The 23,503-nt window shown below is 45.0% G+C and carries 20 protein-coding genes, 1 pseudogene and 1 other annotated feature; of the genes and pseudogenes, 14 read left to right on the plus strand and 7 right to left on the minus strand.

The features are described from left to right. Positions 1-10: 10 nt before the first annotated feature. Positions 11-757, minus strand: coding sequence for an LMBR1 domain-containing protein (locus tag PUN35_RS21445; protein WP_014480618.1), 747 nt, complete (start codon positions 755-757; stop codon positions 11-13). 188 nt (positions 758-945) lie between these two features. Between PUN35_RS21445 and PUN35_RS21450 the strand changes: the two genes are divergently transcribed. Beyond that, positions 946-2,139 (plus strand): MDR family MFS transporter, encoded by a 1,194-nt coding sequence (locus tag PUN35_RS21450; protein ID WP_014480617.1) that lies wholly within the window; start codon positions 946-948, stop codon positions 2,137-2,139. Positions 2,140-2,375: 236 nt separating this feature from the next. Here the strand turns inward: PUN35_RS21450 and PUN35_RS21455 are convergent, their stop codons facing one another. After that, the gene (locus PUN35_RS21455; protein ID WP_014480616.1) at positions 2,376-3,161 is read right to left on the minus strand and encodes a YtvA family blue-light photoreceptor; all 786 of its coding nucleotides are present in this window, start codon (positions 3,159-3,161) and stop codon (positions 2,376-2,378) included. A 404-nt stretch (positions 3,162-3,565) separates the two neighbouring features. Between PUN35_RS21455 and PUN35_RS21460 the strand changes: the two genes are divergently transcribed. The 3 genes from PUN35_RS21460 to PUN35_RS21470 all read left to right on the plus strand — a co-directional run bounded on the left by PUN35_RS21460 (position 3,566) and on the right by PUN35_RS21470 (position 7,167). Beyond that, positions 3,566-3,901 (plus strand): DUF4257 domain-containing protein, encoded by a 336-nt coding sequence (locus PUN35_RS21460; RefSeq protein ID WP_003246114.1) that lies wholly within the window; start codon positions 3,566-3,568, stop codon positions 3,899-3,901. 102 nt (positions 3,902-4,003) lie between these two features. Beyond that, positions 4,004-4,218, plus strand: a binding site (T-box leader). Positions 4,219-4,325: 107 nt separating this feature from the next. Further along, on the plus strand, positions 4,326-6,740 hold the full coding sequence (leuS, locus tag PUN35_RS21465) for a leucine--tRNA ligase (RefSeq protein WP_014480614.1): 2,415 nt from the start codon (positions 4,326-4,328) through the stop codon (positions 6,738-6,740). A gap of 115 nt (positions 6,741-6,855) precedes the next feature. Beyond that, on the plus strand, positions 6,856-7,167 hold the full coding sequence (locus tag PUN35_RS21470; RefSeq protein ID WP_004398993.1) for a rhodanese-like domain-containing protein: 312 nt from the start codon (positions 6,856-6,858) through the stop codon (positions 7,165-7,167). 21 nt (positions 7,168-7,188) lie between these two features. On the opposite strand, the gene melA is transcribed toward PUN35_RS21470, so the two are convergent. From melA to PUN35_RS21495, 5 genes are read right to left on the minus strand one after another with little or no spacing between them, the layout of a single operon-like run. Beyond that, entirely contained in the window at positions 7,189-8,487 is a 1,299-nt protein-coding gene (gene melA / locus PUN35_RS21475) for an alpha-galactosidase MelA (RefSeq protein WP_014480613.1), read from the minus strand. Between the two features lie 19 nt (positions 8,488-8,506). Continuing rightward, complete coding sequence (locus PUN35_RS21480; RefSeq protein ID WP_014480612.1) at positions 8,507-9,337, minus strand: carbohydrate ABC transporter permease; 831 nt, start codon at positions 9,335-9,337, stop codon at positions 8,507-8,509. Continuing rightward, entirely contained in the window at positions 9,334-10,197 is an 864-nt protein-coding gene (locus PUN35_RS21485; RefSeq protein ID WP_014480611.1) for a carbohydrate ABC transporter permease, read from the minus strand. The genes PUN35_RS21480 and PUN35_RS21485 overlap by 4 nt, the downstream gene beginning before the upstream one ends. After that, the gene (locus PUN35_RS21490) at positions 10,190-11,470 is read right to left on the minus strand and encodes an ABC transporter substrate-binding protein (RefSeq protein WP_014480610.1); all 1,281 of its coding nucleotides are present in this window, start codon (positions 11,468-11,470) and stop codon (positions 10,190-10,192) included. The genes PUN35_RS21485 and PUN35_RS21490 overlap by 8 nt, the downstream gene beginning before the upstream one ends. A 33-nt stretch (positions 11,471-11,503) precedes the next feature. Then, positions 11,504-12,538, minus strand: coding sequence for a LacI family DNA-binding transcriptional regulator (locus PUN35_RS21495; protein ID WP_014480609.1), 1,035 nt, complete (start codon positions 12,536-12,538; stop codon positions 11,504-11,506). A 217-nt stretch (positions 12,539-12,755) separates the two neighbouring features. Here PUN35_RS21495 and PUN35_RS21500 point away from each other — a divergent pair, with 217 nt between their 5' ends. From PUN35_RS21500 to PUN35_RS21545, 10 genes and pseudogenes are all read left to right on the plus strand, one after another. Further along, positions 12,756-13,655 (plus strand): dienelactone hydrolase family protein, encoded by a 900-nt coding sequence (locus tag PUN35_RS21500; RefSeq protein ID WP_014480608.1) that lies wholly within the window; start codon positions 12,756-12,758, stop codon positions 13,653-13,655. Positions 13,656-13,864: 209 nt separating this feature from the next. Then, positions 13,865-14,641: pseudogene (gene bioW, locus PUN35_RS21505) on the plus strand (6-carboxyhexanoate--CoA ligase). Beyond that, a complete protein-coding gene (bioA, locus tag PUN35_RS21510; protein WP_014480606.1) occupies positions 14,631-15,977 on the plus strand; it encodes an adenosylmethionine--8-amino-7-oxononanoate transaminase in 1,347 nt (448 codons plus the stop codon). Before bioW ends, bioA begins: the two are co-directional and overlap by 11 nt. After that, positions 15,967-17,082, plus strand: coding sequence for an 8-amino-7-oxononanoate synthase (gene bioF / locus PUN35_RS21515; RefSeq protein ID WP_033882157.1), 1,116 nt, complete (start codon positions 15,967-15,969; stop codon positions 17,080-17,082). The genes bioA and bioF overlap by 11 nt, the downstream gene beginning before the upstream one ends. Further along, on the plus strand, positions 17,079-17,774 hold the full coding sequence (bioD, locus tag PUN35_RS21520; protein WP_014480604.1) for a dethiobiotin synthase: 696 nt from the start codon (positions 17,079-17,081) through the stop codon (positions 17,772-17,774). Before bioF ends, bioD begins: the two co-directional genes overlap by 4 nt. Positions 17,775-17,776: 2 nt before the next feature. After that, a complete protein-coding gene (gene bioB, locus PUN35_RS21525; RefSeq protein WP_014480603.1) occupies positions 17,777-18,784 on the plus strand; it encodes a biotin synthase BioB in 1,008 nt (335 codons plus the stop codon). A 68-nt stretch (positions 18,785-18,852) separates the two neighbouring features. After that, entirely contained in the window at positions 18,853-20,040 is a 1,188-nt protein-coding gene (bioI, locus tag PUN35_RS21530) for a biotin biosynthesis cytochrome P450 (protein ID WP_033882163.1), read from the plus strand. 76 nt (positions 20,041-20,116) lie between these two features. Beyond that, on the plus strand, positions 20,117-20,878 hold the full coding sequence (locus tag PUN35_RS21535; protein ID WP_014480601.1) for an NAD-dependent epimerase/dehydratase family protein: 762 nt from the start codon (positions 20,117-20,119) through the stop codon (positions 20,876-20,878). Between the two features lie 206 nt (positions 20,879-21,084). Then, positions 21,085-21,945: a carbohydrate ABC transporter permease gene (locus PUN35_RS21540; RefSeq protein ID WP_015251420.1), complete on the plus strand. Its 861-nt coding sequence runs from the start codon at positions 21,085-21,087 to the stop codon at positions 21,943-21,945. Between the two features lie 24 nt (positions 21,946-21,969). Further along, positions 21,970-23,466 (plus strand): extracellular solute-binding protein, encoded by a 1,497-nt coding sequence (locus PUN35_RS21545; RefSeq protein WP_014480599.1) that lies wholly within the window; start codon positions 21,970-21,972, stop codon positions 23,464-23,466. Positions 23,467-23,503 lie beyond the last annotated feature (37 nt).

Below are 23,503 nucleotides of genomic sequence, written 5' to 3' on the forward strand. Positions count from 1 at the left end.
AGCTTTTTATTTATCGTTTTGGCGCCCGATAACCGGCGGCTTCAGCTTCTTCAACTGAGCAAAACATTTCAGCCGGATCGGTTGTCCGGTCGTAGTATGTACTGCCTGGCGTGTGGTAGATGCCGTTTTTGCTTCCTTTGATATTACAGCCTTCTGCTTTGTCAGCTGTTTTGGTTTCATCACTTTTACTCGTATTGTTTGAAGAACTTCCAGTGTCTTCATGAGAACTGGCGGTTTGGCTTTCCGTCTCTTTTAATTGATTTTCAAGCTTTGTTTTATCTTGTCGGAGTGTTTCATTTTCAGCCTTTGCCGTTTTTGCATCTTCTTTGAGCTGCTTTTGATTTTCTTGAAGCTCTTTAATCTCAGCTTTTAATGATTTCTGAGTCTTTTTTAGATCGCTATTTTCGTTTTTAAGCTTCTCAAGCTTGTCTTGATCTTCTTTGTTGTCTTTTAATTTCTTTGCTTCAGAGCTGACAGATTTATATTCTTTCTCAAGTTCTTCGTGCTCTTTTGTGAGGTTTTTATATTCGGCGTTTAGCGCTGAATATTTTTTCTCGGCATTTGCTGCGGCAGTGTCAGGTTCTGCCAATGCTGCCCCGGTAAAGAGCAGCACAAGGCCTCCAATGAAAAGCGGCCAAAAAAGTCTCTTTGAGAAACGTTTTTCCTTTTTCAGTACATATCTGACAAGGTGATATAATCCATAGCCCAGTGCAATGAGACATGCCAGAAAACCTAAGAATGCTAATACCATTTCCATAATATGACCCCTTTTTCTATTTATTTTACATTTTTCAAACAATATTTGTTAGATTTTTTCACGTTCATCAGTTGAAAAATGTGAGAGAGACAGATAGAATGAATGTGCTATGATAACTGGATTCGTACGGAGCCGTTTTAGGTTTCGTTTTTTTCATGAGCTTTTTTAAGTAAGAAAGGGGGATGAGTATGCCGCGTGCTCTTAAAATTTTAGTCATTGGAATGTTTATCAATGTGACGGGTGCTTCTTTTTTATGGCCGCTGAATACGATTTATATCCATAATCATTTAGGAAAGTCGTTAACAATAGCCGGACTTGTCCTGATGCTGAATTCCGGCGCCAGTGTGGCTGGTAATTTATGCGGAGGTTTTTTGTTTGATAAAATCGGCGGTTTTAAATCGATTATGCTTGGGATAGCCATTACGTTAGCAAGCCTGATGGGCCTTGTCTTTTTTCATGATTGGCCAGCCTATATTGTGCTGCTGACGATTGTGGGCTTTGGCTCCGGTGTTGTTTTTCCGGCCAGCTACGCAATGGCGGGATCGGTATGGCCTGAAGGGGGAAGGAAGGCATTTAATGCGATATATGTCGCGCAAAACGCGGGTGTGGCTGTCGGTTCAGCGCTTGGCGGTGTCGTGGCGTCTTTCTCGTTTTCATATGTATTTTTGGCGAATGCCGCGCTGTATCTGGTCTTTTTCTTTATTGTATATTTCGGATTTCGAAATATTCAGACGGGAGATGCGTCCCAACCATCCGTGCTTGATTACGATGCTGTGAACAGCAAAGCAAAATTTGCCGCACTGATCATTTTAAGCGGAGGCTATGTACTCGGATGGCTGGCTTATTCTCAGTGGTCAACCACAATTGCTTCGTACACACAAAGCATTGGAATATCTCTTTCCTTATACAGCGTGCTGTGGACGGTTAACGGAATTCTCATTGTGCTCGGCCAGCCGCTCGTCAGTTTTGTGGTGAAAAAATGGGCCGAGTCGCTAAAAGCGCAAATGGTCATCGGCTTTATCATTTTTATTGTGTCTTTCAGCATGCTGCTGACTGCAAAGCAATTTCCGATGTTTCTCGCAGCGATGGTGATCCTGACGATCGGAGAAATGCTTGTTTGGCCTGCTGTGCCGACAATTGCCAATCAGCTTGCCCCTAAAGGGAAAGAAGGCTTTTATCAAGGCTTTGTCAACAGTGCGGCGACAGGCGGAAGAATGATTGGTCCCCTGTTCGGAGGAGTGCTTGTCGATCATTACGGCATTAAGGCCCTTGTTTTATCTCTGTTGGTATTGCTGCTGATCAGTATTGCCACAACGCTTCTATATGACAAACGGCTAAAATCAGTTAAAGAAACAAATAAGCAGGCATCAATCTCTTCATAATAAAAGATCCCGCTGGGTGAGCGGGATCTTTCAGCGTGTCGACAAACCCTCGCATTCGTTGTCAGGCCTGCGCTTCGGTGCTCACGAATTAGAACATTCGCTCCGCTCCTATGCTCGTCCTTCCTAGACTTCAAGGGTTTTCAATCACGCTGAAAAGATGACAAAATCCTAAAATGAAAACCATTTTAGGATTTTGTCAACAATCTGAAAGATCCCGCCTGATGAGCGGGATCTTTTTACATAATCGGAAGCACGTTAACGGCATCCTTTACATTTAAAAATGTTTTCAGCGATGAAAAATTGGCATCCAATTTATTCATTTTCATGGCCAATTCAGGCTTAATGCCGGTAATGATTAACTCAGTTCCGGTCAATTTCAGCAAATGGCTCAGCTTGAAAATTTGGTCGGCCGTTTGTTCGTTCACTTGGGCCAATCCGGATAAATCAATGATCAAATAATCATCTTTGGATGTTGATAAGATATTCGTCAATGTGCAAACAATGGAATTAAATCGCTCCTCTGTCAGGTTTCCGACTAGCGGAAGAGCCGAAATGCCATTGCGAATCGGGACAATAGGAGTTGAAAGTGCAGTAATTTCCGTGAGGGAATCCTCGAGAAGCTTTTCATACTCTTTTTGCTTGGTGATATCTTTCTGAATTCCGACAAAATACGTTTTATCCTCTATTTCCATTGGATCAATATTTAATTCATTCCAGAACATCGTTCCGTCTTTTTTGTAGTTTTGAATCTGAACGGTGACCGGTTCTTTATTTTGTAAAGCGGTTCTGATGTTGTCCACTTCTGCAGGATCTGTGTGTTTCCCCTGTAAGAAGCGGCAGTTCTTTCCTAAAATTTCCTCGGTTTCGTAGCCGGTCATTTGAACAAAGCCTTGATTTACGTAGACAATAGGATTATCTTCAAGTGCGGGATCTGTAATTACCACACCGACTCGCACGTGATCAAGCGCTTTTTTGATGACTTCCAGCTGTCCTGGTATCCCAAATGATTGAAAACTAGCCATATAAATCCCCCTTAGGCCGTCAGCTTGCTATGCGAAAGCCTGATATTCCCCTTTTTTAAAATGAATTCTACAGTAACCGTAGCACAACACATGTTCTGATTCAAGCAAGTGCAGTTTGTTGTTTGTCATTAGGGCTTGTCCTCGTATACACTAAAAATAAGAACAGAATTTGAACATATGAACGGAAAGGTTTTTTACATGCTAAATAGGTGACTAGGTCAATGTCACTGGGTGAAAAATGAATCCAATGCATCAAGCTTACCGATCATGTGTTCACATATAATGGAAGAAACAAGCTTTTTACAGATTTGCCGGTATGTAGATATCGAAAATCATCGGAATCGTTTAAGGGGGCTGGATGGCCTGAAGTCGCTTTACGAAATAAGGGCTTTAGGAAGGTGATGATGAAGATGCTGCATCAGGTACTCATTGCTTGTGTAATTGGAGGAATCATGGGGATTCTCGGTCATGTGAAAAAGAGAGGCAGGCTGGAGAAGCCCAGAATGACGAAGCGGTTTATCTACCTTGGATTTTTGGAAGATTGGTTTATCGGCATGACGGCTTCCATTTTACTTGTATTATCCGCTGACCCCGATTCAGGAATTCAACTTGTCATCTTATCCATTATCTCAGGCTACGGCGGTGAAGCTGTTCTCAGAAGTTTTGACTTTGTGAGAGAACTGAACAGCGGCGGCGAACCGGCCGAGTCCAAACGTCAAACCAAAACTCCACCCGAATAATTGTCCTCAATCTCCGCCCGTTCAGGGTACATTCCCATTGTATACAAACCTGCTTGCACTTATGAACAGAATTCTATAAAATACAGTTAGATTACGGTTGCGATAAGAACAATGAAGAGGAGCAGTAAGAAACAGATATTGTTGCAGAGAGTTGACGGCTGGTGAAAGTCAATCAAGTTTGTTTCCGAACTCACCTCAGAGTTGCAGCGGTGAAAAGCCGCTGACGCATAACTGCGTTAAAAGTATCAAGTGAGTGCGGCGTATGCCGCGCTAACGAGGGTGGTACCGCGGGAAAACGAAAGTCTCTCGTCCCTTTTAGGGATGAGGGAGTTTTTTTTAGTTTGGGAATATTCTGAATAATCCTCTCCTTCCCGTCAATACTTGAACCATACACGCCGTATTCAATCAGAAGGAGGTTTTTACTTTGAGTTTTCAGCACAAAGAGATAGAAAAGAAATGGCAAACATATTGGCTTGAAAACAAAACATTTGCCACTCTTGATAATAATGAAAAACAAAAATTCTACGCGCTGGACATGTTTCCTTACCCGTCTGGAGCTGGGTTGCACGTCGGCCATCCTGAAGGATACACAGCTACGGATATTCTGTCCCGCATGAAGCGCATGCAGGGCTATGATGTCCTTCATCCAATGGGCTGGGACGCATTCGGCCTGCCAGCTGAACAATACGCGCTTGACACAGGGAACGACCCCGCTGTGTTTACGAAGCAGAATATTGATAACTTCCGCCGCCAAATTCAAGCGCTTGGCTTCTCATATGACTGGGATCGCGAAATCAATACGACTGACCCTGAATACTATAAATGGACGCAATGGATTTTCTTAAAGCTATACGAAAAAGGCCTTGCTTACGTTGACGAAGTGCCTGTAAACTGGTGCCCTGCGCTCGGTACTGTTCTTGCCAACGAAGAAGTCATTGACGGCAAGAGCGAACGCGGCGGCCATCCGGTAGAGAGACGCCCAATGAAGCAGTGGATGCTGAAAATCACCGCTTATGCGGACAGGCTCCTTGAGGACTTGGAAGAGCTTGATTGGCCGGAAAGCATTAAAGATATGCAGCGCAACTGGATCGGCCGTTCGGAAGGCGCTCACGTTCATTTTGCTATAGATGGACATGATGATTCCTTTACGGTGTTTACAACAAGACCAGATACGCTGTTTGGCGCTACATACACTGTCCTTGCCCCGGAACACGCATTGGTGGAAAACATCACAACGGCAGAGCAAAAAGAAGCTGTTGAAGCTTATATCAAAGAAATTCAATCAAAGAGTGACCTAGAACGCACAGATCTTGCGAAAACAAAGACAGGCGTATTTACAGGAGCGTATGCGATCAATCCTGTAAACGGAGAAAAACTGCCGATTTGGATTGCGGATTATGTTCTTGCATCATACGGAACAGGTGCTGTCATGGCAGTTCCTGGACACGATGAGCGTGATTTTGAATTCGCCAAAACATTCGGCCTTCCGGTGAAGGAAGTCGTAAAAGGCGGGAACGTTGAGGAAGCAGCCTATACTGGCGACGGCGAGCACGTGAACTCTGATTTCCTGAACGGCCTTCACAAACAGGAAGCGATTGAGAAAGTGATCGCTTGGCTGGAAGAAACGAAAAACGGTGAGAAGAAAGTGACGTACCGTCTTCGTGACTGGCTCTTCAGCCGCCAGCGTTATTGGGGCGAGCCGATTCCGGTCATTCATTGGGAAGACGGAACGTCAACAGCTGTCCCTGAAGAGGAGCTGCCGCTGATTTTGCCGAAAACGGATGAAATCAAACCGAGCGGAACGGGCGAATCACCGCTTGCGAACATTAAAGAGTGGGTGGAAGTCACAGACCCTGAGACAGGGAAAAAAGGAAGAAGAGAAACGAATACAATGCCGCAATGGGCGGGAAGCTGCTGGTATTTCTTGCGCTATATTGATCCGCACAATCCGGATCAGCTGGCATCACCAGAAAAATTGGAAAAATGGCTTCCGGTCGATATGTATATCGGCGGTGCAGAGCATGCCGTGCTTCACCTTCTGTATGCCCGCTTCTGGCATAAGTTCCTTTATGATATCGGCGTAGTGCCGACGAAAGAACCGTTCCAAAAGCTGTACAACCAAGGAATGATTCTCGGTGAAAATAACGAAAAAATGAGTAAATCTAAAGGGAACGTTGTCAACCCTGACGAAATCGTGGCCTCTCACGGTGCTGATACGCTGAGATTGTACGAAATGTTCATGGGACCTCTTGATGCTTCAATCGCCTGGTCTGAATCAGGATTAGACGGTGCGCGCCGTTTCCTTGACCGTGTATGGCGCCTATTTATTGAAGACAGCGGTGAGCTTAATGGAAAAATCGTTGAAGGCGCTGGTGAAACATTGGAGCGCGTCTATCATGAAACGGTTATGAAAGTCACAGACCATTATGAAGGCCTTCGTTTCAACACAGGTATTTCCCAGCTGATGGTCTTTATTAATGAAGCTTATAAAGCAACAGAACTGCCGAAAGAATATATGGAAGGCTTCGTGAAGCTTCTTTCTCCTGTCGCGCCACACTTAGCGGAAGAGCTTTGGGAGAAGCTTGGCCATTCCGGCACAATTGCCTACGAAGCTTGGCCTGTATATGATGAAACAAAACTTGTGGATGATGAAGTTGAAATCGTTGTTCAGCTGAACGGAAAAGTAAAAGCGAAATTACAGGTTCCTGCCGATGCAACGAAAGAACAGCTGGAACAGCTTGCTCAAGCAGATGAAAAGGTCAAAGAGCAGCTTGAAGGCAAAACGATTCGGAAAATCATCGCGGTGCCTGGCACGCTTGTCAATATTGTGGCAAACTAAGCCTAGAAAAAATCCCCTTTGCCAAAAGGGGATTTTTTTCATCAGTCTCAGAATAGCAATCGTTCAGCTGACTTTGATATACTGAACATGATCACTGTGAATAGGAGTGTTTTCTTTGGAAATAAAAGAAATCAGCACAGCCGCTTTGAAAGAAAAAATTGAGGCGGACGAAGAATTATATTTAATTGATGTCAGAGAAGATGAAGAGGTAGCGGAAGGCATGATCCCGCAAGCCGTTCATATTCGCATGGGGGATATTCCTGAAAAAATGGAAACCCTTGATAAAGACAAAGAGTACGTATTTATCTGCCGCTCAGGAATGCGCAGCATGAACGTCTGCAAGTACCTGGATGAGCAAGGCTTTAAAACAGTCAATGTTGAAGGCGGCATGATGGCATGGGAAGGCGAAACAAAACCAAAAAACTAGGGGAGAGCGGTCCCCTAGTTTTTATTTGTATTCCGGAAGCCAATCGCCGTGTGCTGCAAATAAATCGTCACACATGGAGATGATGTCCTTCATGGAAAGCTCCGCGCTTGTATGCGGATCAAGCATTGCAGCTTGGTAAACCGCTTCTTTTTTCCGTGTGACAGCCGCTTCGATTGTCATCAGCTGTGTATTAATATTCGTCCGGTTTAAGGCGGCAAGCTGCTCAGGCAGTTCTCCGGCGAAGCACGGTGTAATTTTTTTTCTGTCGGCGACGCATGTCACTTCCACAACCGCTTTTGAAGGAAGGTTGGCGATCAGCCCTGTATTCAAGACGTTTCCTCCGAAGGTGAATGGTTCGTTTGTTTCCATTGCTTCTATAATTCTTGAACCATATTCTTTTGAGCGTTCGTGCGTAAGGTTTTTATTGTTGACGATATCATCCCGCATTTTCTCCCAATTTTCAATCTGCTTGACGCACCTTCTCGGATATTCGTCGAGCGGGATTTGCAGCTCGCTGATCAGTTCAGGGTAATTTCGTTTAATAAAGTATGGGTGATACTCTGCGTTATGTTCGGACGATTCCGTGACATAATAGCCGAACTTATCCATTAATTCAAACCGCACCATATCATGATGCTTTGTTTTTTGTTTTTCTTTCGCTCTCCTTTTGATTTCTGGATATAAATCTGTGCCGTCTTTTTTGACTTCCAAAAGCCAAGCCATATGATTGATTCCCGCGATGCGTTCCTCAATTCCGTCATGCTCCATTCCGAGAGCTTTAAATAAATCCTTCGTGCACACTTGAACACTGTGGCAGAGCCCGATTGTTTTGATATTGGTATAGCGGAGCATGGCGCCTGTAAGAGTGGCCATTGGATTTGTATAGTTTAAGAACCATGCGTCAGGGCACATTTCCTCCATATCTTTTGCGATATCAAATAAGACCGGGATTGTTCTGAGAGATCTGAATATCCCGCCGATGCCGACTGTATCGGCGATCGTCTGGCGCAGCCCATACCGTTTAGGAATCTCGAAATCGATGACTGTGCTCGGTTTGTATCCTCCAACCTGAATCGCATTGATGACATAGCCTGCGTTTTGCAAGGCGAGTTTTCTGTCATCATAGCTGTTGATGGCCACACTTGGGTTATAACGGTCTCTTAGATTTTCGAGCATGAGCTGGGATTCCTGCAGGCGTTTGGGATCAATGTCGTAAAGAGCGAACTCAAATCCATTCAGTGCTTCTGTTAACAGGCAGTCTCCCAAAACATTTTTGGCGAAAATCGTGCTCCCTGCACCGATAAATGTAATCTTTTTCATATTGCTTCCTCCTTTAATGTTAACCCTTTACCGCTCCGGAAGACAGGCCGGCAATAAAGTATTTTTGCAGCGCCAAAAACAGAACAACCATCGGCAGCATTGCCATAAGTGCCGCTGCGGCAACTAAATGAAGGTTGTTTGCGTTTTCTCCGAAAAAACCTGCCATGGCTACTGTTAATGTCTGAACCTTTTGATCTTGTAAAAAGAAAATGGCAAATTGATAGTCGTTCCAAATAAAGACACAAGAAATAATACAGATGGTCGCAGTGATCGGCTTCAGCAGAGGAAACACAATCGTAAAAAAGATTTTCAGCATGCCTGCGCCGTCAATTCTTGCAGCTTCTTCAAGCTCTTTTGGAATGGTCGATCGGATAAAGCCTGAATATAAGAATACGGTTAAAGGCATGTAAGCCGCTGTATTGATGAAAATGGCGATTGCGTGTGTATTGACCATTCCGGCGTCCACGACCATTCGGTACAAAGGAACCATGGACGTTAACGGAGGGATGATCATAATGGAAATCAGCAAGGCAAAAACGGCTTTATTCAGTTTCGTTTCCCGCCGGGCAAGCGGGTAGGCGGCAAGTGAGCCGAATATAATTAATAACAAGGCAGAAAAACCTGTGATGATCATGGTGTTTATAAAAGAGTTTCCTAGCGAAGCGCGCTCCCACGCCTCTGAAAAATTATGAAAGGAGATGTCGGCTGGAAATATCCATTTCGAACTGTAGTCTCCTTTTGCTTTCAATGAAGTGGTCAGCAGGATATAAAAAGGAATAAAATGCGCACAGGCCACAATGGCTGCAAGAAGCGTAATGATCCGCATGCTTTTTGTACGGGCGGCTCTCATGACATTTCCGTCTCCTTTCTTTTAAAGTACGCAAGCGCGCAAAAGCTGATGATCAAAATGACAAATGCCATAAATATGCCTTGCGTTGCGGCATAGCCGGCATCCTGCCGTTTGAAATACAAATCATACATAAACGTGGACATGGATTGTGACGCATTTCCGGGGCCGCCAGCGGTGAGTGCAATGATGACGTCAAACAGCTTTAAGCCTCCGATAATGTTGATGACCATATTAATGGTAATGGAGGGCATTAACAGCGGCAGCGTGATGGTAAAAAACTGCTGGCCTTGTTTCGCGCCATCCATTTGCGCCGCTTCATAGTAGTCTTTCGGAATGCTTTGCAGACCGGCTAAGTAGACAACCATAGCGATCGAGGGACTGGCGAGCGCATTAATAGGGCTGATGCCGAAGACCCCGAGCAAATCATTGAGCGCGCCTCCGTCATAGGAGAAGAAAAAGTACCAAATGTAGCCCATAATGAGCGGGCTGATCATCACCGGCAAATACACAATTGTTCTTGTTACCGCTTTCGTTTTAATGCTTTGATTTAAGAGCAGAGCGTATAGAAGCCCGACCACATTTTGAAAAAAAGTGCTGCCAAGCCCGTAAAGCAGCGTGTTTTTTAAGATATGCCAAGTGTCAGGATCAGAAAACAGCCTTTCATATTGCGCGAATCCAACCCATTGGTAGACTTGTGAAAAGCCGTTCCAGTTTGTAAAGGTAATCAATGTGCCTTTCACAAACGGATAAATCATAAAGACCAGAACGGAGAGCAAAGCAGGAATGTACATCCACCAAAGTGAGGACTGCTTTTTTGGCTTAACCTGTTTCACATGAACGTCCCTTGCGATCTCACTCATTGTTTTCAGCTCCCTGTGTTTCCGATTGCTCCCGGAGTCGTTTATATTCTCTTCCCAGCTTCTGCGAAATGTCTTGAGGCGCCAAAATGTCAGCCGCGAGCTCCTGCCCAACCGTGCCCAGGACATCCCACATTCCGTTTGGCAAGTATAACCGGTCGAAGTAAGGCTCGACTTTGACATCTTGATAATGCTCATAATCGTTTGCGTAGAAAATATCAGCTTTCACATTGGTCAGCCCTGAAGGAAGCGATGTGGCTTCAGCCATTTGTTTGGCATTGGCCGGGCGGGCCATAAATGCGATAAATTCTTTTGCCTCTTTTAATTGAGACGAATCTTTCCATGCTGCAAGCGTGTAGCGTTCACCGCCGATCCATATCGGGTCATCACCGGGATGGATGGCAGGTGTCGGGATAATGCCGACCTCGACGTTAGAGTTGATCTGGGCAACGTCTTGGCCGAGGGTGCCGCCTTGCATTGTAAAGGCGATTTTGTTTTGGGCCATTAATTCGATGAGCTGTGATTTTTTTGCCGTGACGGCGTCGATATTGATCAATTTTTCTTTCTGCATTTGTTTGAGGATTTTTGATAAGCAAGTAAATTTATTCCATTGAAAAGTGCCGTTGATGAGCTGTTTTTTTTCATTATGGGCAGGGTCTGTGATGAGAAGAGGTGTAGCGAATTGGTCGTAATATTGAGCGAATGAGCTTTTGTCATAGCCGGCAAACCAGAAGGGAACAATGCTTCCCTTGCTCTTTTCTTTAATCGTTCTCAGTGCTTTGATAAAGTCATCCATGGTTTCCGGCGGAGCAATGCCGTAACGGTCCAAAATATTGCGGTTATACGCCAGACCGTCTTTTGCCTGATTGATCGGATAGGCATACACCTTTCCGCTTTTATTTTTGAGGATGCTGTTTAAATTGGGATCAAGATCTTGAGTCCATTCCATATCCCGGAGATCCGCTGTATATTCTCCGTACCTGATTTTCCCCCAGCCATGTGTATCGAATAGATCAGGCAAATCATTGGCCGCCATTCTGACACGCATCATATTTTCATAGTCATTGCCTGGGAAATGAAGGCTGACATGAATGTCACTGTGTTCCTTTTCGAATGCTGCCGCCAGTTTTCTGAACGTATCTCTTTCACTGTCGGTTGACATTGTAGAATAAATGGTTAACGTCTTTTTTGCGGTATCTGCTGAGCTTTTCTCTGCTGAACACCCGGGCAGAACAAGCAGAATAAGAGAGAGAAATAAAACAAAAGTGTGTTTCATCTTTTCCTCCTTATCATCGTGAAGAATCTTTGCTTATGTCACCTCCTTTGCTGTACATCCGCAGCTTTGTCTTACGATTAATCTTGTTGGCAGGGTGACTTGGTGGGGAAGCGTACGGCCATTGAGACGGTCAAGCAGCAGTTTTACGCCTGTCCGGCCCATTTCCTCTGTGTATACCTTCACCGTCGTTAAAGGCGTGCTGGCAAATTCAGCTTCCTCAATGCCGTTAAAGCTGACGATTGCAGTATCCCGCGGCACTTGCAGTCCGGCTTCCTGCAGCGCTTTTAATGCGCCGATCGCCATAGAATCGCTGGCAATAAAGAATGCTTCCGGCAGATGGCCTTGATCAATTGCTTTCTTCATCAGGCGATAGCCCTCACGCATGCTGTATTCTCCGATCAGCACATGCTCAGGCTGGGGGGCGGCTGACTCCAAAAAAGCGGTCAGGCGTTTGTCTTCAATCGTTCTGCGAATGCTTTGGCCGTCCTTCAGCGTATGCTCCTTTTCTTGTCCGCCAATGTAGCCTAACCGTTTGTAGCCTAAGTCAAAAAGGTGATCAATCGCTTGGCGTGAAGCCGATTTAAAATCGATTCCAATCGAATCGTATGCTTTCGGATCTGGTGAATGATTGATAAATACGGCATGCTCAAGCCTTCCGCTTATATGCTTAACCGCTTCATCATGAACACGGCCGATGACAATGACACCATCCAATTCCCGAAAGATATGTTCCTGAAAGGAGCCGAGATGAATCGAATTTGTAATGAAAATTTCCTGTTCAAAGCATTCCTTTTCAATCCCTTTCCGAATGGAAGAAAAATAAGGGTCCTGCCTTTCCTGATCAGGGGACAGACAGCTCAGCACACCGATCAGCGGCTGAGCCCGCTGTTTTTGCCCGCGGGATTTTCGGCGTTTGGCAACGGTTTGATAACCAAGCTCTTCAGCGATGTTGATGACTCTTTGTCTCGTTTCGCCCGCAACAGAAAGCGACTCATCTTCATTTAAAATTCTGGACACAGTTGCGCTGGAAACTTTAGCTTTCAAGGCGATATCTTTAATACGAACCATGGGTATCCCTCTCATCTATTTAGTAAATATTAACTCATCTGTTTTTGATAAATTGATATTATCATATAAAAGTAAGCGGTTACAATAATTGTTTTCGGAATATTTCATTATATTTACTAAATATTTAGTAAATGATGTGATTTATGTTGGAAAAATAAAGGGGAACCCAGAATCTGTCTCGTAAATGTGAAGTAAGCGAATAAGGAAGGGTGATGGGATGAGAGCCGAAAGAAGAAAGCAACTGTTTCGATTGCTTGGTGATTTGCCTGATCGGAGGCCAATCAGTGTTGAGACATTACGTATTGAAGAAAGAGAAGAAAATATCGTTGAAACGCTCCTGCTCGATTTAAATGGACATGAAAAGGTGCCCGCTTATTTTGTGAAGCCGAAGAAAACAGAAGGACCGTGCCCAGCCGTATTGTTTCAGCATTCGCATGGGGGCCAGTATGATAGGGGAAAAAGTGAGCTGATTGAGGGAGCGGATTATTTGAAAACGCCTTCTTTTTCTGATGAGCTTACTTCACTCGGATACGGCGTTCTTGCGATTGATCATTGGGGATTTGGAGATCGGCGGGGAAAAGCGGAAAGCGAGATATTTAAAGAAATGCTTCTCACCGGAAAAGTGATGTGGGGGATGATGATTTATGACAGTTTAAGTGCGTTAGACTATATGCAGTCACGCTCTGATGTTCAGCCTGACAGGATCGGAACCATCGGCATGTCTATGGGAGGTTTGATGGCGTGGTGGACAGCGGCGCTCGATGACCGGATTAAGGTGTGTGTGGATTTGTGCAGCCAGGTGGATCATCACGTGCTGATCAAAACACAGAATCTTGACAGGCACGGCTTTTATTATTACGTCCCATCGCTTGCAAAGCATTTTTCCGCATCGGAGATCCAAAGCCTGATCGCGCCGCGCCCGCACCTTAGTCTTGTTGGTGTACACGATCGGTTAACGCCGGCTGAGGGCGTGGACAAAATCGAAAAAGAATTGACAGCTGTCTATGCTGGACAGGGAGCTGCTGATTGCTACCGAGTGGTCCGTTCTGCTTCGGGACATTTCGAAACAGCAGTTATGAGGCATGAAGCTGTCCGGTTTTTGCAAAAGTGGCTGTGACTGTAAAAAGAAATCGAAAAAGACCGTTTTATGTGAAAACGGTCTTTTTGTATCCTTTTAACCAACTGCCATAAATCGATCCTTTCTTCTATTGACAGAAACAGGAGAGAATAATATATTCTAATTGTTAACCTTTAAATATAATTGGTTAACAATTGAGGTGAGAAGCGCTACACGTTCTTCAGTTATCAGTGAAAGGGCGAGAAATGATGCAAGAAGAAACTTTTTATAGTGTCAGAATGAGGGCTTCTATGAATGGGTCTCATGAAGACGGCGGAAAGCATATATCCGGCGGAGAACGGCTTATTCCTTTCCATGAGATGAAGCATACAGTCAATGCTTTATTAGAAAAAGGGTTATCCCATTCAAGAGGAAAACCTGATTTTATGCAAATTCAATTTGAAGAGGTACATGAATCGATAAAAACCATTCAGCCATTGCCTGTGTATACGAATGAAGTGAGCTGCCCGGGAGAAGGACAAAAGCTTGCCCGATTGTTATTGGAAAAAGAAGGCGTTTCACGAGACGTGATTGAAAAAGCGTATGAACAAATCCCAGAATGGTCAGATGTCAGGGGTGCGGTGTTGTTTGATATTCATACAGGCAAGCGAATGGATCAAACAAAAGAAAAAGGGGTGCGGGTCTCCAGAATGGATTGGCCGGACGCTAATTTTGAAAAATGGGCGCTTCACAGTCACGTGCCGGCTCATTCAAGAATAAAAGAGGCCCTTGCGCTCGCTTCAAAGGTAAGCCGGCACCCGGCAGCCATTGCAGAATTATGCTGGTCGGACGATCCGGATTACATAACAGGCTATGTTGCGGGTAAGAAAATGGGCTATCAGCGTATTACAGCAATGAAAGAATACGGGACTGAAGAGGGCTGACGAGTCTTTTTTATTGATGGATCCAATGATGTAAACACGTACATACATGATCTGGAGAAGCAGCCTATTTTAATAGAGTGGGAGGAAGACCATGACTCATGATTTGATAGAAAAAAGTAAAAAGCACCTCTGGCTGCCATTTACCCAAATGAAAGATTATGATGAAAACCCCTTAATCATCGAAAGCGGGACTGGAATCAAAGTCCAAGACATAAATGGCAAGGAATACTATGACGGTTTTTCATCAGTTTGGCTTAATGTCCACGGACACCGCAAAAAAGAACTAGATAACGCCATAAAAAAACAGCTCGGAAAAATTGCGCACTCCACGTTGTTGGGCATGACCAACGTTCCAGCAACCCAGCTTGCCGAGACATTAATCGACATCAGCCCAAAAAAGCTCACGCGGGTCTTTTATTCAGACAGCGGTGCAGAAGCGATGGAAATAGCCTTAAAAATGGCGTTTCAGTATTGGAAGAACATTGGGAAGCCCGAGAAACAAAAATTTATCGCTATGAAAAACGGGTATCACGGTGATACGATTGGCGCCGTCAGTGTCGGTTCAATTGAGCTTTTTCACCACGTATACGGCCCGTTGATGTTCGAGAGTTACAAGGCACCGATTCCTTATGTGTATCGCTCTGAAAGCGGTGATCCTGATGAGTGCTGTGATCAGTGCCTCCGAGAGCTTGAACAGCTGCTTAAAGAACATCACGAGGAAATTGCCGCGCTTTCCATTGAATCAATAGTACAAGGCGCGTCCGGTATGATCGTGATGCCGGAAGGATATTTGGCAGGGGTGCGCGAGCTATGTACAACATACGATGTCTTAATGATCGTTGATGAAGTCGCTACAGGCTTTGGCCGTACAGGAAAAATGTTTGCGTGCGAGCACGAGAATGTCCAGCCTGATCTGATGGCTGCCGGTAAAGGCATTACAGGAGGCTATTTGCCAATTGCCGTTACGTTTGCCACTGAAGACATCTATAAGGCATTCTATGATGATTATGAAAACCTAAAAACCTTTTTCCATGGCCATTCCTATACAGGCAATCAGCTTGGCTGTGCGGTTGCGCTTGAAAATCTGGCATTATTTGAATCTGAAAACATTGTGGAACAAGTAGCGGAAAAAAGTAAAAAGCTCCATTTTCTTCTTCAAGATCTGCACGCTCTTCCTCATGTTGGGGATATTCGGCAGCTTGGCTTTATGTGCGGTGCAGAGCTTGTCCGGTCAAAGGAAACCAAAGAACCTTACCCGGCTGATCGGCGGATTGGATACAAAGTTTCCTTAAAAATGAGAGAGTTAGGAATGCTGACAAGACCGCTTGGGGACGTGATTGCATTTCTGCCTCCTCTCGCCAGCACAGCTGAAGAGCTCACGGAAATGGTTGCCATTATGAAACAAGCGATCCACGAGGTTACGAGCCTTGAAGATTGATTCCTGGTTAAATGAGCGGTTAGACATAGCAAAGGAAGCCGGCGTACACCGTAACCTGCGGTCAATGAATGGGGCACCGGTTCCGGAGAGGAACATTGATGGCGAAAATCAAACGGTCTGGTCCTCAAACAATTATTTAGGGCTCGCAAGCGATAGACGTTTGATCGATGCAGCCCAAACAGCATTGCAGCAATTTGGGACAGGAAGTAGCGGTTCACGTTTAACGACAGGCAATTCGGTCTGGCATGAAAAGCTAGAAAAGAAGATTGCCAGCTTTAAGCGGACAGAAGCGGCCCTGCTGTTTTCGAGCGGTTACTTGGCCAATGTCGGTGTCCTTTCATCCTTGCCAGAAAAGGAAGATGTCATTTTAAGTGACCAGCTCAATCATGCAAGTATTATCGACGGCTGCCGACTTTCTAAGGCTGATACAGTTGTTTATCGGCATATTGATATGAATGATCTTGAAAACAAGCTGAATGAAACACAGCGTTATCAGCGCCGTTTTATCGTAACAGACGGGGTATTCAGCATGGATGGCACAATCGTCCCTCTTGATCAGATCATCTCACTTGCGAAACGCTATCATGCCTTCGTGGTCGTTGATGACGCCCACGCAACAGGAGTTTTAGGTGATTCGGGACGAGGAACGAGTGAATACTTTGGTGTTTATCCTGACATTGTGATCGGCACCTTAAGCAAAGCTGTTGGTACGGAAGGAGGTTTTGCGGCTGGATCAGCGGTCTTCATCGACTTTTTGCTGAACCATGCCAGAACATTTATCTTTCAAACCGCTATTCCGCCAGCCAGCTGTGCGGCTGCTCACGAGGCTTTCAACATCAGAACCAGTTTGAAGAATATGGGTTATGTGGTGAAAGGAGATCACACACCGATTATTCCTGTAGTCATTGGCGATGCCCATAAAACGGTCATATTTGCTGAAAAACTGCAGGGCAAGGGAATTTATGCTCCTGCCATTCGGCCGCCGACCGTTGCGCCGGGTGAAAGCCGTATTCGAATTACAATCACGTCTGACCACAGTATGGGTGATATTGATGATTTGCTGAAAACATTTCATTCAATCGGAAAGGAGCTGCATATCATTTGAGGGGTTTTTTTGTGACGGGAACTGATACAGAAGTAGGGAAAACGGTTATATCCAGCGGTCTTGCTGCTTTATTGAAAGAACATAATAGAGATGTTGGGGTGTATAAACCATTTTTAAGCGGGATATCACGCCATCATCCAGATAGTGATACTAGTCTGCTGAAAGACATGTCGCAGACCAGTCTTTCTCATGAAGACATTACGCCTTTTGCCTTCAAGGCGCCGCTTGCACCATACGTTGCAGGGAAACTTGAGGGAAAGACTGTCACCATGGAAGAGGTTTTAAGCCATTGGGGGCGGATTAGAGAAAAACATGAATGCTTCATCGTAGAAGGTGCGGGCGGTATTTCTGTGCCATTGGGAGAGGACTATTTGGTCAGTCATGTCATAAAAGCGTTGCAGCTTCCCATGATTATTGTGGCGCGTCCTCACCTTGGAACCATTAATCATACCTTTTTAACTGTCAAATATGCAGAAAGCATGGGGCTTCCAATTGCCGGAATTATCATCAATGGAATCAGTGACTCTCCTGATGAAGATGAAAAAACCAATCCTGAGATGATTGAGCGCTTATGCGGTGTTCCGATTTTAGGGGTTACGCCAAAGCTTGCCAACGTTACGAAAGAAACGGTTCTACATATGGTAAAAGACCATATCAATCTATCATTACTGATGAATCAAATGGGGGTATGAGAATGAATCAATGGATGGAACTCGCAGACCGGGTGCTGGCTGGAGCAGAAGTGACTGACGAAGAGGCGCTTTCAATATTACATTGTCCTGATGAAGATATTTTGCTATTAATGCATGGAGCTTTTCATATCAGAAAACACTTTTATGGAAAAAAAGTAAAGCTCAATATGATTATGAATGCGAAATCCGGGCTCTGCCCGGAAAACTGCGGCTATTGTTCACAGTCTGCGATTTCGAAAGCGCCGATTGAGTCTTATCGGATGGTGAATAAGGAAACGCTGCTTGAAGGCGCGAAGCGGGCGCACGATCTGAATATCGGCACATATTGTATCGTGGCAAGCGGCAGAGGGCCGTCTAACAGAGAAGTGGATCAGGTCGTAGATGCGGTTCAGGAAATTAAAGAGACGTATGGACTGAAGGTTTGTGCGTGTCTCGGACTGTTGAAGCCAGAGCAGGCGAAGCGGCTCAAAGATGCCGGAGTAGACCGCTATAATCATAATTTGAATACGTCACAGAGGAACCATTCAAACATCACGACCTCACATACATACGATGACAGAGTCAATACGGTTGAAATCGCAAAAGAATCGGGGCTGTCTCCGTGTTCAGGCGCCATTATCGGGATTAAGGAGACGAAACAGGATGTCATTGACATCGCCAAAAGCTTGAAGGCCCTTGACGCGGATTCCATTCCTGTGAATTTTTTGCATGCAATTGATGGCACGCCGTTAGAAGGCGTCAACGAATTAAACCCGCTGTATTGTTTAAAAGTGCTGGCGCTGTTCCGTTTTATCAATCCATCAAAAGAAATTCGCATTTCCGGAGGAAGAGAGGTCAATCTCCGCTCATTGCAGCCATTAGGGCTTTACGCCGCAAACTCCATTTTTGTCGGAGACTACTTAACAACTGCCGGGCAAGAGGAGACGGAGGATCATAAAATGCTGAGTGATTTAGGCTTTGAAGTTGAATCAGTCGAAGAAATGAAGGCCAGTTTAAGTGCGAAAAGCTGAAAGAATCAATAAAAGCAATCGGTATGATGTCGATTGCTTTTATTTTTGAACAGAAAGGAGAAAATCACGTGACAATTGCATCGTCAACTGCATCTTCTGAGTTTTTGAAAAACCCATATTCTTTTTACGACACATTGCGAGCTGTTCATCCTATCTATAAAGGGAGTTTCTTAAAATACCCGGGCTGGTATGTCACAGGATATGAAGAAACGGCTGCTATTTTGAAAGATGCGAGATTCAAAGTCCGCACCCCGCTGCCTGAGAGCTCAACCAAATATCAGGACCTTTCACATGTGCAAAATCAAATGATGCTGTTTCAGAACCAGCCTGATCATAGACGATTGCGGACGCTTGCCAGCGGAGCGTTTACGCCGAGAGCGACAGAGAGTTATCAGCCGTATATCATTGAAACTGTCCACCAATTGCTTGATCAAGTGCAAGGTGAAAAAAAGATGGAGGTCATTTCGGACTTTGCTTTTCCTTTAGCAAGCTTTGTCATCGCTAACATTATAGGTGTACCGGAGGAAGATAGGGAGCAATTAAAGGAGTGGGCTGCGAGTCTCATTCAAACGATTGATTTTACCCGGTCAAGAAAGGCATTAACAGAGGGCAATCATATGGCTGTGCAGGCTATGGCATATTTCAAAGAGCTGATTCAAAAGAGAAAACGCCACCCTCAACAGGATATGATCAGCATGCTCTTGAAGGGGAAAGAAAATGATAAGCTGACGGAAGAGGAGGCGGCATCTACGTGCATATTGCTGGCGATCGCCGGACATGAGACAACGGTTAATCTCATCAGCAATTCAGTCCTTTGTCTGCTGCAGCATCCAGAACAGCTTTTGAAACTGAGAGAAAATCCAGATCTTATTGGTACCGCAGTTGAGGAATGTTTACGCTATGAAAGCCCCACGCAAATGACAGCCAGAGTTGCGTCAGAGGATATTGACATCAGCGGGGTGACGATCCGTCAAGGAGAGCAAGTCTATCTTTTGTTAGGAGCGGCTAATCGAGACCCTAGCATATTCACGAACCCCGATGTCTTCGATATTACGAGAAGTCCTAATCCGCACCTTTCATTCGGGCATGGCCATCATGTTTGCTTAGGGTCCTCGCTGGCACGATTAGAAGCGCAAATTGCGATTAACACCTTTCTGCAGCGAATGCCCAGCCTTAAGCTCGCGGATTTTGAATGGCGGTATCGGCCGCTTTTTGGATTTCGGGCGCTTGAGGAGCTGCCGGTGACTTTTGAATAAGCCTAAGAATATGAGTGCCAAAAAAGTGTCAGCCCCGCCGAAAATGGGCAATCTATAAAAAAGGGGAGTGAACATCGTGAAAAAAGTGCTGATCGCCGGCGGAAATGGTGTGATTGGGAGACTGCTTGCTGAAGGGCTTATTTCAGACTATGAAGTGACAGTGCTTGATAAAGATCATTTCGATGGCAAAGCCTCTTCCATTCAGGCTGACGCGGCAAATTATGAGGAGCTGTTGAAGAAGATTCCAAAAGATACCGATGCCATCTTGAATTTACTCGCTGTTAAAATCAAATACGATATTATGGACATCGCTGAGTTTGAAAAAATGACGGATGTTTTCTATAGGGCAAGCTATTATCTGTGCCGTGCGGCAGCGGAGATCGGCATTCAAAAGCTCGTGTTCGCCAGCAGCAATCATGTCACAGATTTATACGAAAAAGACGGGCGCTCGCTCTTAGGACGGGAAATCACAACAAGCGATTATCCGCTGTCAAAAAACTTGTACGGTGTATTAAAGCTGAGCTCTGAACAGATCGGCCATTTGTTTTATTTGGAAAATAAGCTATCAGTAATCAACCTTCGAATCGGAACAGTCGTGACAGATGAAATGGATACGCTGCATGAAAAAGAACGGACGAAAAAGACACTGCTTTCTCACCCCGATCTGCTGTCGATTTTCAAAGCCGCCATTGAGACCAACATCCGGTACGGCACTTATTACGCCGTCTCTGATAATCCGGGCCGGCCATGGTCCATTGAATCTGCCGTGAATGAACTTGGGTTTTCGCCACAAATCAATACGGCCGAACTTCTGAACGAGGAGGAGAACGGAGCATAATCATTTTCTAAGATTATGCTCTTTTTCTTTTGTTATCGCTCTCAATTCGCGGCAGCCCCCGCCCGGCCGGGGACTCTGTTCAAATGATTATAGACATGGCAATAACAGATTTGCTACATTTTAGACACGATATCGTCACATGCTGAGCTCGGTTTCCAAAAATATGATAACGCTTACAAAGAGAGGTGGGAGCTATCGCACATTCACTGAAAAACCGTCTGTTTGATATGTTGATTTATGGTTTCTTGCTGATGTTCGCTTTAATATGCGTACTTCCGTTCATTCATGTCATCGCAGCATCTTTCGCCACAGTAGAAGAAGTCGTGTCGAAAACATTTATTTTAATACCGACCACTTTTTCGCTAGATGCTTATCGCTACATTTTTTCAACAGATATTATTTATAAGAGTTTGCTTGTTTCTGTGTTTGTGACAGTGATAGGCACTGCGGTCAGCATGTTTCTTTCTTCACTGATGGCTTACGGGTTATCCCGCCGTGATTTAATCGGCCGGCAGCCGCTCATGTTTCTCGTCGTATTTACGATGCTGTTTAGCGGCGGCATGATTCCGACTTTCCTTGTGGTCAAATCGCTTGGATTGCTCGATTCTTACTGGGCGCTTATTTTGCCGACAGCCATTAATGCCTTTAACCTGATCATTCTGAAAAACTTCTTTCAAAATATCCCGTCAAGCCTGGAAGAGTCCGCGAAAATTGACGGGTGCAATGATCTGGGCATATTCTTTAAAATTGTGCTGCCGCTGTCTCTTCCTGCGATCGCAACGATTTCACTATTTTATGCGGTCACGTATTGGAACACGTATATGACAGCGATCTTGTACTTAAACGATTCAGCAAAATGGCCGATTCAGGTGCTTCTGCGCCAAATCGTCATTGTATCAAGCGGTATGCAGGGGGATATGTCTGAAATGGGGTCGGGCAGCCCGCCGCCTGAGCAAACCATTAAAATGGCGGTCATAGTGGTGGCGACCATCCCGGTTCTGCTTGTCTATCCGTTTATACAAAAGCATTTTGCAAAAGGAGCTTTGCTGGGATCTGTCAAAGGATAAAGAAATATGAAACGGAGGGGTACGATGGGAAACAAATGGAGGGTGCTTTTGATTGTGCTTGTACTGGCACTCGGCGGAGTGCTGGCGGGCTGTAAAGGGGCTGATCAGTCTTCGGCTGAAGGCAAAGCTGGCCCGGATTCAAAGGTAAAGCTGTCTTGGATGGCGATTTTGTATCACCAGCAGCCGCCGAAAGACAGGGCGATTAAAGAAATTGAAAAGCTGACAAATACAGAACTCGACATCACCTGGGTTCCAGACGCGGTGAAAGAAGACAGGCTGAATGCGGCGCTTGCAGCGGGCAATCTTCCGCAAATCGTGACGATCCAGGATATTAAAAATTCGTCAGTCATGAATGCCTTCCGGTCAGGAATGTTCTGGGAAATCGGTGATTATATCAAGGATTATCCCAACTTAAACAAAATGAACAAACTCATTAATAAAAATGTGACAATTGACGGCAAGCTCTACGGGATATACAGAGAGCGCCCGCTTTCCAGACAGGGGATTGTCATTCGGAAGGACTGGCTGGACAATTTAAATCTGAAAACCCCGAAAACGTTGGATGAGCTTTATGAAGTGGCCAAAGCATTTACGGAGGACGACCCGGACAAGGATGGGAAAGATGATACATTCGGGCTGGCAGACCGTAATGACTTGATTTACGGCGCGTTTAAAACGATTGGCTCGTATGAAGGCATGCCGACAGATTGGAAGGAATCGGGCGGCAAATTCACGCCTGATTTCATGACACAGGAATACAAAGACACAATGAACTATATGAAAAAGCTGCGTGATAACGGGTATATGAATAAGGATTTTCCCGTCACAAGCAAAACCCAGCAGCAGGAGCTGTTTTCGCAAGGAAAAGCCGGAATTTATATTGGCAATATGGTAGATGCGGTCAATCTGCGCGACCATGCCTCTGATAAATCGATGAAGCTCGAGATCGTCAACCGTATAAAAGGCCCAGATGGGAAAGAGCGGGTATGGGCATCAGGAGGCCATAACGGCGTGTTTGCTTTCCCGAAAACGAGTGTGAAAACGGAAGCTGAGCTTAAACGGATCTTGGCTTTTTTTGACCGAATTGCCGAAGAAGATGTCTATAGCCTGATGACTTATGGCATTGACGGCGTTCATTACAACAAAGGTGAGGACAAAACGTTCACACGCAAAGAAAGCCAGGTAAAAGACTGGCAGACTGATATTCAGCCGCTGTCCGCCTTAATTGCCATTGATAAAGCCTACTTAAAAAACACTGGAGATCCGCTTCGGACGGCGTACGAGGAGCTGACCGAGGACAATGAAAAGATTATCGTCTCAAACCCGGCTGAAAGCCTTTATTCCGCATCGGAGTCGGAACGGGGGGATGAACTGAAGAAAATCATTGATGACGCGACTTATAAATATATGATTGGAGACATCACAGAAAGCCAGTTCGATAAAGAAGTGGAAAAATGGGAGTCAAGCGGAGGAAAACAAATTATTCAGGAATACGAAGAAGCATTTAAACAAACAAAATAATGTTGGAAAAACCCAAAACGCGCAAGCGGTTTTGGGT

The organism is Bacillus sp. N3378-2at, from assembly GCF_033412715.1.
GTDB lineage: Bacteria > Bacillota > Bacilli > Bacillales > Bacillaceae > Bacillus > Bacillus subtilis.